The following is a 14,732-nucleotide window of genomic DNA, read 5'->3' as shown; positions in this document are numbered from 1 at the left end:
TTCCGCTTCCCCATTCAAACCGCATAACGACCTCACCCGGACTGGCGCAAGCCAATCCGGGCGTCGCCATTTATGCCGTCAACAAGGAGTCGTCATGAAAGCAAAATATGGCCAAGCCTTACGGCTGGCCTCCACTACCCAATTAACCCGCGAGCAGTGGCTCGCTATCCGCAAACTTGGCATTGGCTCCTCCGATGCCGCCGTGGCAGTGGGACTATCCCCCTACAAATGCCCGCTCAGCCTGTGGCTGGAGAAGACCGGCCGCAAGGAGCCGGAGGATATCTCCCATAAGGAAGCTGTGCTGTGGGGCATTGAGCTGGAACCTGTGCTGGCGCAGGTCTATGCCAAACGCACCGGCTTTCGTGTACGCCGAGTCAATGCAGTACTGCAACATCCCGAGCAACCCTTCATGCTCGCCAACCTCGATCGGGAGGTGGTCGGCCATCCCGATGGGCCGGGCATTCTGGAGATCAAGACCGCCAGCTATCACAGCGCCCCCCAGTGGGAGGAAGGTGTGCCGGTTGCTTACCAGTGTCAGGTACTCCATCAACTAGCCGTCACTGGCCATGCCTGGGCTGAGGTAGCAGTGCTGATCGGCGGCCAGGATTTTCGGATTTACCGCATCGAGCGCGATGAGGAGAAGATCCAGGATCTCACCGAGCGGGAAGCGCAGTTCTGGCAGATGGTGCAACAAGACCAGCAGCCTGAGCCTGACGGCTCCAGTGATGCCGCCAATGCCCTGAGCTGGCTGTTTCCGCGTGACGATGGCCAGACTGTGGATCTCTCCGATTCTCCCGAGTTCAACCAGCTGTTTGGGGAGCTACTGCGCTTGCGTCAGCAAAAGGAAGCTGTCGAGCAACAAGAGTCACAACTCAAACAGCGGCTGCAAGCGACCTTGGGTGAAGCGACAGCCGGGCTGTTTGCCGATGGCAAGATCACCTGGAAGCGCAGCAAAGACCGGCTGGCGCCGGATCTGGATAAGCTCGGGCAAGATCATCCCGACCTGCTCACCCGTTACGTCAAACCGGTGCCCGGCGTGCGCCGTTTCACCATTCAACCCTTGAGGCAAACACCATGATCAAAGGACTGGCGATAACCCCGCCCGTGATCGGGCGGATCTGCATCGGCAAGCTGGTGCAAAAACAGGATAAGTGGGTACCGGAGAAGGACGACAGCTTCACCCTCACCACCCAGATACAACAAAAAGGGGGATGGTTGCTCCATCCCCTGCACCAACACTACTCATCGCAAAAGAGTGGCCAAGGACAGGAGCAGACCAAGATCCGCGCCATTCCGGTGCGAGTGCTGTTCAACGACAGCGACCTGAACCTGCGGGCCGAATACAGCGCCTTCGACCGGCAGACCGGACGGCCACTGTGTGTCGGCAATGGGGAGGTGGCGAGACGCGTCGGCGCACAGGGGATGGAAGAGGTCGGTTGTCCCGGCCCGGAACGCTGCCCCTACGGTCAGCAACAGGGCTGCAAGCTGTATGGGCGACTGAACCTGTTTGTGGAGGGACAGGGGGACGAACTCGGCAGCTTTATCTTTCGCACCACCGGCTACAACTCGGTGCGCACTCTGGCGGCGCGGCTCAAGTACCTGGAGGCGGTGAGTGGCGGCCTGACCCGCTATCTGCCGCTGACGTTGCGGCTGCGGGCCAAGAGCACCACCCAGTCCTACCGCACCCCGGTCTACTACGTGGACCTGACCCTGCGCGACGAGCTGACGCTGACCGAGGCGGTCGGTCAAGCACGGCAGGAAGCGATGCAGGACGAGGAGGCAGGGATGACGATCAGCGAGATGGAAGCGGTGGCACGGGCGCTACTGCGCAACGGCCAGTTCGAGGAGGTGGATGAAGAGGTGCCGCTGTTGCTGGAGGAGTTCTACCCGGAGACTGAGACGACAGAGGCACAATCTGCCTCACCGCCGATGGCAACGGAAGCGACGCCAGCACGTCTCCGCCCTCGTTCCTCCCCCCTGACCAACAAGCTGGGCAAAGGCGCGGATCCTTCACTCTCTCGCGCCTGAGCCCGCGATTCCCGACGCTCAGAGTCGGGAATCGCGATAACCCCTTTCAAATCAACTCGTAGCGGTACATCTGGCTACGACCTCATGACGGGGCGTCTGTCACAAAACAGCCCCGTTCTTATCCCCATCGCTAGTTTTGAGTCAATAGATCAAGGTACACTGACACCCCAGGTCAAAAGCCTCAAAGAGACCTTATTGACCTGAAAAGGGTGGGAAATAGCTGAAAAAGGTTGTCGTTTTCAGAAGGCGACTGCACGAAATATCAGGAGTCGGCTGCACTGCCAGAACTGGCCGCCTGCAAGGCAGCGTAGAGAGCGGTTTTTCCTACCTTGAGGCGTGCGGCGGCCTCGCGGACATTCAAGCCGTTGGCGACAAGCTCCCGCGCTCGTTGCAACTTGTCGGCAGTGACAACCGGCTTGCGTCCGCCTTTGCGCCCGCGTGCGGCGGCAGCGGTCAACCCGGCCTTGGTGCGCTCGCGGATCAGGTCGCGCTCGAACTGGCCCAGCGCACCGAACACATGGAAGATGAGCCGTCCGCCCGGCGTGGTGGTGTCGATGTTTTCAGTCAACGAGCGGAAGCCGACGCCCCGTGCTTCCAGCTTGCCGACCGTCTCAATCAGGTGCGGCAGGGAGCGGCCAAGCCGATCCAGCCGCCAGACGACCAGCACATCGCCATCGCGCAGATAAGCCAGCGCATCGGCCAAGCCGGGCCGGTCTGCCTTGGCCCCGGATGCCGTGTCCTCGAAAACCCGTTCGCAGCCTGCATTGCGCAGCGCATCCGTCTGCAAGGCGGTGTCCTGTTCCGCCGTCGATACCCGCGCATAGCCGATGAGTGCCATTTCCGCCCATTTGTCCGTTATACCGTCCGCCTATCTTATTGTCCGTCATCCCGTTGCGCAAGATGTTTTCGGACAGGCGTCCGGTTTGGCCGCCTAATGATCGTTTGGCGGACAAGGCGACTGGCATCAGCCGAACAGCTCGCTATGGGAGCCAAGCCGCGCCAGTCGCAGGGTGTCGGCGTCGGACTTGCGGTAGATCAGCAGCAGGTCGGGCTTGATGTGGCATTCGCGGTAGCCCGCCCAATCGCCGGAAAGATCGTGGTCGCGGTATCGCACATCCAGGGGCTGATCGGTCGCCAGCGCGACCAGAACCGGCTTGAGGTCATCATTCGTGCAGCGGACTCCTGATACTGTTCGTTCAATAGACGACTGCACAACAGCCTTCAAACCGCGTTGTCTGGTGCAGTCGTCTTCTGAAAATGACAGCTATTCCTGTTACTGGCCGCAGCCGATGCGGCGCTGTATCAAGCCAAGCAGCGGGGGCGGAACCGCACGGAGATTGACGGTCTTTAAGTGTCCGGAAGCTACGACCGGTGCCGACTCCACCAAACCCGGGGCGATTCAGGGGGGATTCTCTATCGACAGTTTGATCCGCCTCCAGACGACGGCGCCAGGCTGCGCGGATCGTCCTTCAACAGGTATTCGAGGTGGACCAGCAGCGCGTCCCAGAGTGCGTGAAGTTCCGCCATACCGGCCAAAGCTTCGACATCGTGACCCTGCGAACGCCGCTTGAGCAAGTCGGCGGCCAGCGCGTGTACCCGGAGATGTAAGGTTTCAATGGTGGCGAAGGTTGCGGCGTGGCGCGGCTGATGGATGGTCTTGTCGAGCCACTGGCCGAATCGGCATTGATGATGATCGAGTGGCGGCGGCGCGTCGCGCCTGCCATCGAGGTGTTCCCCCAGGGCAACAATCCAGCCTCGATGCTCGACACCGGCAATCAGCACCGGCATCAGCTCGCGGTCGAGGCAGTGTGCATGCGCCCATCGTGGGTCGGGGCGCCAACGCTGGCGCCACGCAGGCAGATCGGCCGCCGCCATCGGTCGGGCGATGCCATAGCCCTGGCCCAGATCGCAGCCGAGCCGCAGCAGGGTTTCGCCGTGCGCCACCGTCTCCACCCCCTCGGCAATCGCCCTGCGCCGAAAGGCGGTGGCCAGCCCCAGTATTCCTTCTAGAATAGCGAGGTCGTCCGAGTCCTGCAGCATGTCGCGAACGAAGCTCTGATCGATCTTGAGCACTTGCGCCGGCAGGCGCTTGAGATAGGTGAGCGACGAATAACCGGTGCCAAAATCATCGAGCGCAAAACTGACTCCGAGCGTCGCGGATGCATCGATAACCGCGGAGACCAGGGCGATGTCTTCGAGAGCGCTACTCTCCAGCACTTCTAGCTCAAGATAGCCGCGCGGCACGTTCGGGTGCGCTGCCAGCAGGGCTCGCAGTTCATCCAGAAAACCGGCCTGCTGCAGATGAAAGCCGGAGATGTTCACGCTAACCGGTAAATCGACTCCCGCGTCCTGCCATGCCGCGATCTGGGTCAGCGCAGTGTCGATCACCCAGCGTCCCAGTTCCACTTCCAGCGGATGTTGTGCGATCGGCGGCAGAAACTCCACGGGTGCAAGCAGGCCCTGATCCGGGTGTTGCCACCGGATCAGGGCCTCGGCTCCGATCACCTCGCCGCTGCGCATGTTGACCTTGGGCTGGTAGTGAAGCACGAACTCGTTCTTGATTAATCCCTCCCGGATGCTCTCCAGGTGCTCGTGCTGACCGCGCAGACTTGCATCCTGTGCGGTGTCAAAAATATGGTAACGGTTCTTGCCCGCGACCTTGGCCTGGTACATCGCTTGGTCCGCCTGGCGCAGCAACTGATCGGGATCGACATCATCACTTTGCGGGTAGTGGGAAATCCCGATGCTGCCGGAAACCTGAACGACCACGCCATCCACCTTTACCGGTTGGGCGATGACGGACAGCAATCGATCGATCAGATCCTTCGCTGTACTCTGATTGCTCAGATCGGCAAGTACGGCGACGAACTCGTCGCCACCCAGGCGGGCGACGGTATCGCCCTCGCGCAGGCAATCCTTCATGCGCGCGGCAAGGGTCACCAACAGTTGATCGCCGACGTCATGGCCATGTACATCATTTACTGACTTGAACCCATCCAGATCGATATAAGCCAGTGCCAGCGGCAGGCCGCTGCGCCTTACCCGTACGATGGCCTGCTCGAGGCGATCGGCCAGCAGCACCCGGTTGGGAAGGCCGGTGAGCGGATCGAAGTGCGCGATATGCCTGAGCTGCTGCTCATTGTCCTTTTGCCGCGTGATGTCCGAGAACAGCGCCACATAGTGGGAGGTCTGCTGATCGCTCCCGCGCACGGCCGCGATTGCGAGTGACTGGGCGTACTCCTGTCCGGACTTGCGCATATTCCAGACCTCCCCCTCCCAGTACCCTCGGGTGCGCAGATCACGCCACATCTCGTCATAGAAAGCTCGATCATGGCGCCCGGAGCTGAGGATGCGGGGGTTGCGGCCGAGTACCTCGTTTCGGGGATAGCCGGTGATACGGGTGAAGGCGTCGTTGACCTCGATAATGTGGCCATCGGCATCGGTGATAACGATACCTTCACGGGCGTGGCTGAATACGCTTGCTGCGAGTTGGAGCTTTGCGTCGGATTGACGCCGGACATTCAAACCATCCAGAAAGGCATTGAACCCGCGCGAGAGATTGCCGATCTCGTCATCGCCGCGCGGCGCCAGCGGCAGCAATTCGGCATCGGGCAGGTCGCGTAGTTGCCCGAAGCGTCTGGCAACATCACGAATCGGTTGCACCACCCGGCGCGCGAACAAGACCGCCCCCACGCCCACGATAAGGAGCGACACCAGCATCGCCACGGTGGTGGTCCGTCCAATGGCCTGCGCTGAGCGATACCGCGTTTCTTCCGGAACCAAGATCGCAAGTCGCCAGCCGGGAGCGTGCAGGGCGACTTGACTAATGAGTACTCCACTTGCAGCATTGATCGTTACCGTCGCGCTGTGTGCTTCGGCCAGCTGGGCAATCAACGCTGGTTCTGCGTGCGAGCCGAGGCGTGCTGGATCGGGGTGATATACGAGGCGATCACGCCCGTCCAACACGATCAGCAGGCGATCTTCGCTAACGCCTGCTTTGCTGAACTCGCGGCGAATCTGGTGTGGGTCGTAGTTGATCAGCAGCAAGGCGACCGGGACCTCGCGCGAAGTCGCCAGATCGAAACGGCGAATCACTCGGGCTACCGTTACCACCTGGCGGTGGGCGGAGTCACGATTGAGGTTGGCCTGCACACCTGCCCAATGTATCCGGCTGGGAGCGGCCAGGGTCTCTGCGATCAACTGTTCGCGCACCGTTACATCCAGGTTATTTGAAACCAGGGTGTCGCCGACGTGGTAGTGACTACCCCCCAAGGTAAAAATGTCGATGGAGACAAGGCCGTCCAGGTTGATGTAATTGTTGAGCACGTAGCCGATCTGCGCCTGGGTGGCCAGGCGCGTGAACACATCGCCATCGGGCGGCTCAGCCGAGACCGCCTCGACAATCTGCTCAACCCCGCTGATGTTAGCGATCAATGCTTCGATCTGCGCCATCTGCCCGTTGAGCAGGGCAGCCTTGTCGTGAGCCTGTTGAATCGCACTGCTGCGCGTCTCATGTTCCAGAGCCTGGTTCGACAGGTGTATCGCCGATAAGCCCACCACCAACAGTGGCAGGATGCTAAGCACAATCAGGTAGACAATGAAGCGCTGGGTGAGGTTCAGCCGCATCCGCCCCCCACCCATGAGCAACGGGCCGACTCCGCCAAGGGAGCGGCGAATTTGATCGTCATGATGTTCAAACGCAATCCCGGGCCTACTTCGGCGCGCTGACCAGCGCCACATCGATCAGCGTTTCTGATGGCACTTTTTCGCCCTTGAGCAGGCGAATCGCATACAGAACACCTTGATAACCTTGCTCCGCCGAGCGCTGGTCGACGGTAACCGCTAGCTTGCCCTGATCGACCATGGTCCGGATTTCGGGCAAGGCGTCGAAACCGGCCACCTTGACCGAGCTCAGCCCATTGTCGCTCAAGTATCGCAAGGCCCCCAGTGCCATCATGTCGTTGGCGGCGAACAGCAGGCCGATGCCCGGATGCAGCTCGAACATTTTCCTGGTTACCTCATAGGCCTCATCGATCTTCCAGTTGGCGGTTTCACTGGCAACCACTCGGATCGCCGTGTTCTCTGAAAACGCACGCTCCGCACCTTGCTTGCGCGCCTGCGCATTCTCGGCACTACGAATGCCTTCGAGAATGGCTGCCGTGGTCGGCACTTCAATCCCTGCGCTCAGCGCCTTGACCGCGAGATAGGCCCCCTTCTCGTTGTCCACGCTGATAAAGGGCAGGCCGGCGAGATCCGCCACTGCGAGTTGGGTGGCATCCAGGCGGGCATCGATAATCACCACCGGAATACCCGCATCACGCGCCTTTCGCACCGCAGGAATCAGATGGTGTGCATTCGCAGGGGCGATCACGAGCGCATCGGCCCGCTTGTTCTGAACTAGATCTTCGACGATCGAAACCTGCTGTTCGAATGAGGTTTCCTGCGCTGCCGTCTTGACGATCAGTTCAATGCCGAGCTCAATCTCCGCCTTGCGCGCACCCTTCTCCATCTCAACGAAGAACGGATTGGTCAGCGTTTTCATGACCAACGCCACTCGCGGCTTTACAACGGGGGGCGGGGATGTGGAGATTGCGACCGCGGGTTCTCGATCGACACCCTCACCACACCCAGCAAAGACCAACGACAGGACCAGGAAGGCAAGACATCGGATCGGCCGCATGAGCGTCACTCTGGGAAAGGTGACAAATGTTACCAGCTTCTTTCCGACCGGCGGAGCAGCTTGACTGTGGCCACGATCTCGACCACTTCGGCGGTCCGTCTCTTGGAGGCAATCAGGGTGGCCAGCAGCAACGTAAGCGGTAACCGAGCGGCGTTCTTGCCTACTTCGAGCGCGGGTGGAGATCGGATCGAAGCGGATTGGCCGCGAAGTGTTGCTTCCACAGCCTTGGGGTGAGTTGCCGTCGACCGCGTGTTGGGTTTCGTTTTGTATACTCTGCGTCATTTGTCCGATTTCCTGTGTCGCTCTGGCGGTTCGCTCGGCAAGTTTGCGCACTTCGTCGGCCACCACGGCAAAGCCGCGCCCGGTTTCTCCGGCGCGAGCGGCTTCGATGGCTGCATTGAGCGCCAGCAGGTTGGTCTGGTCCGCAATGTCCTTGATGACACTCGTGACACGGCTGACTTCGCTGTGAAGGGCTTCATCGTCGGCGTCCTGGCGCACGGCAGGCAGTTGTTTCTGCAACGCCGGCAGCCATTCTTGTACCGTCTCCCACACCACATCGAGATTGATGGCGAAATAGCCGTGGGCCATGCGATTACGCATGTTGCGCATGCTGCGCCACGGCACATCGGGGTGCGCCTGGATAAAGCCGGCGTAGCCCTCCATCACTTTCGTAGCGGCCTCACCGATGATGATCAGGCTCATGATGACAGCCTGCTGGGTGCGCTTGTCGGCCAGGAAGTCGTCTTTGGTCAGCCCTTCCACGAAGCTGCACGCATCGGTTGCTGCCTGCTGGATGTGATCGAGGTAGTCGGGCAGTCGGTGGTTCTCGCTCATACCGATTGCGCTTCCGCGAGTACCTTGGCCCGAAACTTCGGCGGCAGATCGCCGGGCGTCAGCAAATCGACGGGAACGCCAAGCAAGGATTCCAGGTCGTCTTGCAGATCGCCCAAGTCCAACAACGTGGCACCCGGCAGCGCATCGACCAGTAGATCGAGGTCGCTGCCATCGCGGTCAGTACCATGCAGCACCGATCCGAAGACGCGCGGGTTCGCCGTGCGAAAACGGCTTACTGCTTCGCGCACTGCACTTCGTTTCATGTCGAGCACAACGGACGGTCGCATGGGTATCCTTTCTTATCGAAACTCATTGCAATGCTAAGGGGTCGAGAATAGCCTTTCAAGAACTATTTTCGAGAACCGCAATGCCTTGATTTACTGTGTCGCGCTGTCGTTTTCAGAAGACGGCTGCACTGAACGTCAGAAGCCGACTGCACTATAGCAGCGGAGGGGTTGGATCCATCAGGCAACGACGGGCTGCTGCCGGCCAACTGCTGCCGGTCGGCCTGTCTGTAGCGTCGTCACTCGAACGGCAGCTTCGCTCAGATTGAGGACGAGCCGGTGCCTTGAGAATTCGAGATGCTGACTTTATGACATCTTTCAGGTAATTTTCGCGTTCGACGTCCTCGTGCGGAATCTCTATTCGGTTGCGAAGGAAGGGAGAACTATGAATCGAGTCATTGCAGTCATCTATGGTGTTGCAGGCCTTTGGTTTCTGCTGCTGGCCAGTCCTAGATCCCTCGGAGAAGCTGCCGTCAAATATGCGTTCGCCGCAATTTTGTTGTTCTTTGCATACCGGCGTTTCCGCGCCTCCTCGAAGAATGCGGCCGAGTATGTCAAACAGGAAGATGGCGCTTGGCTGCAGTTGACAGTTGTTCCCGCTGCGCCGCCCATTCTCTGGTTTCCTGCCGTGCTCTCGATCATCCTGGGCGCAGGCGTCGTGGGAAGTGGAATGGCTTACCTGTGGGTCCTGGGCTTGATCTTCGCTTTGCTGACATGGCTGGTCTTGCTGCAGGACCACCGGGGTGGCAATCCCACGGCACCTCGCCGTTTTCGCGTGAATCCAGAAGGCATTGAGACCGACGGAACCTTCTTGCGTAAGGACGACATTCATGACCTGCGCATCAGGAACAAGTTCGCTGGGGGCGTCGAGATCGTTTACGACGCGAATCAAGGCATTCCCACCGGCGTCACGATGGGGCTGGCGGGTCGGCGAGCACTTGCCGAGGTGGCGTATCGGGTTGAAGTCGAAGCTGCCGGAAAGGCTTATGTGCTCGCTGCCGGACTGGATGAGGTCACTGCCAAGGGCGTTGCCACTGAGATCGGCAAGGCGTTGAACTTGGCCATGCCGGCATCATGAGCAAGGCGCCTGGTACCCTCCAGACGTCCGTCACGAGGGCAAAGTGGGCTCAGTGCCGGATCATCCTGCTATGCCTCCTGAGTGCAGCGTGCAATCCTTCGCCTGAGCTCCAAGCCTCCCGAGACGTCCGCGCAACGACAGCGCAAAGCCTCCGGCAGGTGGCTGTCCTCCCGCTGCAGCGCGGCTACTACGTCGCCAGCGATACGCCTTGCGCCAAAGCCTCGAACGCCACCCTCTTGCTTCTGAGACGGAATGGCATCGGCGGAGCGCGGTATTTCTGCGAGTTCAAGCGTATCGAGCAGACCGGTCCAGCCACTTATCGCGTGGAAGAAGAGTGCGCCGATTTCCAGGGGGACGCGCCGGAGACTCGGCATCTGCAATACATACTTGATAATGACTCCCGCTTCTTGGCCAAGGAGCAGGACGTCGTCGCTCTTGACGCTCGGTACTGTGCCCAGTCGGAATTGCCTCTCGAGTGGCGTAACACGGACATCGAGTCCGAAATCGAATGAACACCGCCATTCTGTTCAATGGAAGGGGCGTCCGTCATACATCCGATACAGTTGCGAGCGGAAAGAATGTCGCTCGCGAACGGCCGGTTCCTGCAGGACAAAGCCCTTCAGCCGTTGTGTCAGCGACTGGCTGGTCCGGGTCGACACCGGTAATCGGATCGTTGCCGCACTGAACAGCGCCCCGTTCCAGGTCGCCTCCATTTATGCGGCTGAACCGAGGGAGAGCAGCTTTACGCCGTCTGGCCGCAGTTCGCCCTTGGGCGACACGTGCCGGTAGAGCGTCTGCCGGGTAATCCCGAGTTCTTCGCAGAGATCGCCCACCTTGGTTTCCGGTTGCCCCATGCTGGCCATCGCCAGGCGTAGCTTGGCGGCGGTCATCTTGAAGGGGCGCCCCCCTTTCCTGCCGCGAGCGCGCGCCGAGATAAGTCCAGCGACTGTTCGCTCGGAAATCAACTCACGCTCGAACTCGGCCAGCGCGGCAAAAATACCGAACACAAGCTTGCCGGCGGCAGTCGTCGTGTCGACCGCCGCACCGTGACCGGTCAGGACCTTCAGGCCCACGCTACGCGCAGTTAGGTCGTGCACGGTGTTGATCAGGTGGCGCAGATCACGGCCAAGCCGATCGAGCTTCCACACGATCAGCGTGTCCCCTTCACGAAGCGCCTTCAGGCAAGCAGCCAACCCTGGGCGATCATCGCGCCTGCCCGAGGCCAGATCCTCGTAAAGGTGCGCAAGGCTCACACCAGCGGCGATGAGCGCATCGCGTTGCAAATTGGTGGACTGGGATCCGTCCGCCTTCGATACCCGCATGTAGCCGATCAGCACCTTTTTACCCGTCACGTATACGTTCGATTATGTGACATTGTGTGCCGGAAAGCTCAGGCCGTCAAAATTCGTCACTTAACCCGTCATTCTGTCTAAGACACGCAAAGGGTCCGTCAGGCTCATAATGTGACAGAAATTCCGCGGGGATACCTTCCTTCGCGAAGGTGGCGCGCAACTGTTCCAGGGAAGCGGGGTCGCGCCTACCATAGGAAGCCAACGCGAACAGTGAGCGTGCCGTCTCGGGGTTGTGCCGCGCTTCAATGATGGCCTCGTCGATGGCCTGGACTGCACGCTGCCAGTGATTGATGGGTTCGGGCTTCGGCGTTTTCGTCGGCAGGCCACTGGTGAAACCTGTTTGGGGTTCTGACCAGAACAGCTTTGCCTGCTCGCCTGGCGGGCTGATGTCCCTCACCTCAATCAAGCTGATTGCCGTTGCCGCCGCCTCCAGCATCTGTAACCGTATTACCGGGTTCAAGGTTTCATACGGTCGCCACAAACTTTGCCCAGCACGCAGCGGATGCCCGCAGCCTTCCCAGACTTGGCGGAGATACCCCGCGCAGGTTCCGCACGCGGAAAGCGGGGTGTTCAGCTCATCGAGCAGCGTGCGAAGAAGTCGAAACCACAATCCGGCGTGGATGCGTCGGCGCGGCAGCTCCACGTGACCGGTCGTCAGTGCCTGCCAGGTACGCTGATCCATCGCCGCAATCGCGTCGCTGGCGGTGCGCGGTTCGGCGTCGGCGTTCTCCCAGCCGAGAAACCGCCCAGGCACTCCCCAATAGGATTCCAGCCAGCAGCCATGCAGCGGGCAGCTCAGCATCAGGGGCAGCTTCCAAGCGAGCAGTACGGCTTGGTTCTCTGGATCGTTTAGGCAGAGCGGACAGGCGCGGTGTATCGGCTGGCCGGGCAGCCAGGCACGCCAGCTCGTGATGGATCGTGTCTTTCGGCGGAGTCTTGGCAGCAGCACCGAGAGCTGAAATGCATAGGTTTCCAAGGCGTCTGGAATCTTGTCATCAAGGCTGTCCAGTAGCCAAGGCACCCATCCGGCGAAACTCATACAGCGCAGCCGGTCCAGCTCGATGCCGCTCCGCTGGGAGAGCATCGTCAGCAGCGACAGTGGTGGCGCAGTGTCCAAGTCATCGACCTGACCGTAGCCAAGATCGTGCTCCAGCAGCTCGGACAGTTCCATGTGATAGCAAAGGGCCACGCGGTTGAGCCACGAAGACAGGGCTTCGCCTTCCCTGGGAGCCGGATGCAATGGCCAGCGCAGCGCTGGCTTCACATCAGTTCCCGCTCGAATTGCCGACGCCGCTCGCTGGGTCCGGTGTAATCGGCCATGCCGAGCGTGCGGTGGTTGATCGCTTCCTCTCCGCTCTCCACGGCGGCGACGGCCGCTGCCATCAACAGGTGTGCCAACTCGCCAATGGTGCCCTCGCTACGCGTGAGCAGGTAGCGGGCCATATCCAGCGTGGCAATCGACGAAGGTCGCCGTAGCGGGAGCGAAGCCGCGAAGCTGGCCAGCAGTGAGCAGCAATCGTCGTTGGCCTCCCATACCGGCAGCAGCATCGGCTCGAACCGGTTCTCCAACTGATCGTCCGAACGGATGACCAGATAGGCGTCGCGTGTGCCGACCCCGGCCAGCGGAATGCGCAGCTCGTTGCCGAGAAAGCGCAGCAGGTTGAGAAATTCCCGGCGGTTGACGCTATTGCCGGCCAGGACGTTGTGCAGTTCGTCGATCACCAGCATACGCACACCGACCTTGCGCAGCAGTGCCAGAGCCAGTTGCTCCATTTCCGGCAACCGTGGGCGTGGGCGCAGCGGCGCGCCCATCGCGGCGAGCAGCGCGACGTAGAAGCGGATCACGGACGGCTCGGACGGCATCTGCACGACCAACACTGGGATGTACTCCTAGTCGGCGTCGGAGCTGGCCGGGTGGGTGCGGCGGAACTTCTCGACGATCATCGACTTGCCATTGTTGGTCGGGCCGACCAGCAGCAGGTTGGGCATGCGTTGCTTGTTTGGCCACGCATAAAGGGCTTCCAGCCGGTTCAGCGCCTCGACCGCGCGCGGATAGCCGATCCAGCGGTCGGCGCGAAGGCGCTGGATGCGCTCGTCCGCCGGCAGCCGAGCCAGCCCCTGCGCCGCCGGCAGCAGGTGGGACAGGTCGATGATGGGATATTGGTCCACGGCTACCACTCCTCAATCTGGTCGAACGGTTTGGCGGGCGGCAAGTTGTCTGCCTGCGGGTCGGCAATATCCGTATCCGGCGGAACGGGCTTGTCCGGCCGAGCTGATGTCTTGAGATGCTGGCGGCGATCCGCGTCACGCCGCGCCTTGCGTGTGGCCTTCTGCGCGCTGGTCACAATCTCACGCATCTGGCCGATCATGCGGAACAGCGCCGACTCATCCACCTGTTCGCGCCCTTGCTGCCGCAGTTTCGCCAGCGCCTGCCGTTGTTCCCACAAGGTGACAGCCGGATGTGACAAGGTACGGTAGGGAATTTCCAGGTAGTGCTGCCCCTCCGGTTCCAGCACCCAGATGCGGCTGATGTCGCGCTGGTCGCGCCGGATCAGGAAGGCGGGTAAACGGTCGCGCCGAGCGATCCACGGTTTGAGCGCGTCAGCGTAGTAGTGGATGTGGTCGATGACGAAGCCAGTGCGGGTCAGGGTGCGGCGGAGGATGGGCAGAAAATCGACCAGAAAAGCTGTGGCGCGAGTGACGACGGCCGGTACGCCGGCACGCGCCACGGCCTCGGCCCAGCGCGCGGCCGGCGGTTGGAGCAGGCCGTTGTGCACCGAACCGTGGTAGGTGCCGACCGCCAATGTGAGCCAGCGCTCTAGCTCGCGCAGCGTCAGGGCGGCCTTGTTTTCGGAATCGTAGTCGCCGCGCTGGTCAGGGTTGGAGAAGGTCGTTCCCGGCAGTTCGTCGTGAATCATCTGCATCGCCGTGCCGATGATCCGTTCCACGATGCCCCCATAGTGGGGCTGTCCCAGCGGGCGATAGTCCAGCCGGATGCCATGCTGCTCGCAGCCACGGCGCAGCGCTTCGCTCTTGAACTCGGCCGCGTTGTCCAAGTAAAGCAGTATGGGCTTGCCGCTCATCGGCCAGTCCATTTCCACGTTCAGCCCTTCCAGCCAGGGACGCTTGTCGCAGGCGATATGCGCCAGGCACAGACCGACCGAGACGGCAGACGGCGCTTCCAGCGTGACGACCATACCGAGCACGCAGCGGGTGAACACGTCGATGGCTAGGGTCAGGTACGGGCGGCCAATCGGTTGCCGGTCGCGCTCATCGACTACGATCAGGTCGATGACCGTATGGTCTATCTGCACCTGCTCCAGCGGCGCGGTCACGGCAGGAGGCTCGCCGCCAACACCTTGTAGGTCACGAGCGGCATCCTGGCCTTCCCGTCGGCGAATGACCTTGCGCGGGTCAAGGCTAGCGATCCGTAAGGCCACGGTATTGCGCGCCGGCACTCGCAGTTTTTGAGCCTT

The 14,732-nt window shown here is 61.1% G+C and carries 10 protein-coding genes and 3 pseudogenes; 3 read left to right on the top strand and 10 right to left on the bottom strand.

The genetic code is table 11. The features are described from left to right. Window positions 1–94 precede the first annotated feature (94 nt). Complete coding sequence (locus PG887_RS15375; RefSeq protein ID WP_223917371.1) at window positions 95–1,078, top strand: YqaJ viral recombinase family nuclease; 984 nt, start codon at window positions 95–97, stop codon at window positions 1,076–1,078. Beyond that, complete coding sequence (locus PG887_RS15370; RefSeq protein ID WP_182939012.1) at window positions 1,075–2,028, top strand: recombination directionality factor; 954 nt, start codon at window positions 1,075–1,077, stop codon at window positions 2,026–2,028. Before PG887_RS15375 ends, PG887_RS15370 begins: the two co-directional genes overlap by 4 nt. Before the next feature lie 262 nt (window positions 2,029–2,290). Here PG887_RS15370 and PG887_RS15365 read toward each other — a convergent pair whose 3' ends face one another. From PG887_RS15365 to PG887_RS15335, 6 genes and pseudogenes are all read right to left on the bottom strand, one after another. Continuing rightward, window positions 2,291–2,866: a recombinase family protein gene (locus PG887_RS15365; protein WP_001173919.1), complete on the bottom strand. Its 576-nt coding sequence runs from the start codon at window positions 2,864–2,866 to the stop codon at window positions 2,291–2,293. A 126-nt stretch (window positions 2,867–2,992) separates the two neighbouring features. Continuing rightward, window positions 2,993–3,253: a type II toxin-antitoxin system YafQ family toxin gene (locus PG887_RS15360; RefSeq protein ID WP_031943083.1), complete on the bottom strand. Its 261-nt coding sequence runs from the start codon at window positions 3,251–3,253 to the stop codon at window positions 2,993–2,995. Between the two features lie 188 nt (window positions 3,254–3,441). Continuing rightward, window positions 3,442–6,654, bottom strand: a complete 3,213-nt coding sequence (locus PG887_RS15355) for an EAL domain-containing protein (RefSeq protein WP_270822158.1) — start codon at window positions 6,652–6,654, stop codon at window positions 3,442–3,444. A gap of 85 nt (window positions 6,655–6,739) precedes the next feature. Further along, window positions 6,740–7,576 (bottom strand): annotated as a pseudogene (locus PG887_RS15350) (substrate-binding domain-containing protein); the annotation flags it as partial. Between the two features lie 435 nt (window positions 7,577–8,011). Next, a pseudogene (locus tag PG887_RS22735) lies at window positions 8,012–8,542 on the bottom strand (methyl-accepting chemotaxis protein); the annotation flags it as partial. Beyond that, the gene (locus PG887_RS15335; RefSeq protein WP_043851119.1) at window positions 8,539–8,829 is read right to left on the bottom strand and encodes a nucleotidyltransferase family protein; all 291 of its coding nucleotides are present in this window, start codon (window positions 8,827–8,829) and stop codon (window positions 8,539–8,541) included. The gene PG887_RS15335 and the pseudogene PG887_RS22735, both read right to left, overlap by 4 nt. Window positions 8,830–9,211: 382 nt before the next feature. Between PG887_RS15335 and PG887_RS15330 the strand changes: the two genes are divergently transcribed. Then, window positions 9,212–9,904, top strand: a complete 693-nt coding sequence (locus PG887_RS15330) for a hypothetical protein (protein WP_043851120.1) — start codon at window positions 9,212–9,214, stop codon at window positions 9,902–9,904. Between the two features lie 713 nt (window positions 9,905–10,617). On the opposite strand, the gene PG887_RS15325 is transcribed toward PG887_RS15330, so the two are convergent. From PG887_RS15325 to PG887_RS15310, 4 genes and pseudogenes are all read right to left on the bottom strand, one after another. Continuing rightward, on the bottom strand, window positions 10,618–11,241 hold the full coding sequence (locus tag PG887_RS15325; protein ID WP_003155741.1) for a recombinase family protein: 624 nt from the start codon (window positions 11,239–11,241) through the stop codon (window positions 10,618–10,620). A gap of 61 nt (window positions 11,242–11,302) precedes the next feature. After that, on the bottom strand, window positions 11,303–12,520 hold the full coding sequence (locus tag PG887_RS15320; protein ID WP_043851121.1) for a TniQ family protein: 1,218 nt from the start codon (window positions 12,518–12,520) through the stop codon (window positions 11,303–11,305). Further along, window positions 12,517–13,425: pseudogene (locus PG887_RS15315) on the bottom strand (TniB family NTP-binding protein). The gene PG887_RS15320 and the pseudogene PG887_RS15315 overlap by 4 nt, the downstream one beginning before the upstream one ends. A 2-nt stretch (window positions 13,426–13,427) precedes the next feature. Then, a partial coding sequence (locus PG887_RS15310) for a transposase family protein (RefSeq protein ID WP_257707714.1) occupies window positions 13,428–14,732 on the bottom strand: 1,305 nt, incomplete at its 5' end.

It is taken from the genome of Aeromonas sp. QDB14 (assembly GCF_027707845.1).
Lineage (GTDB): Bacteria > Pseudomonadota > Gammaproteobacteria > Enterobacterales > Aeromonadaceae > Aeromonas > Aeromonas caviae.
Note: the sequence above shows the minus strand (reverse complement) of the source record. Positions and strands in the feature narration are given on the sequence as shown.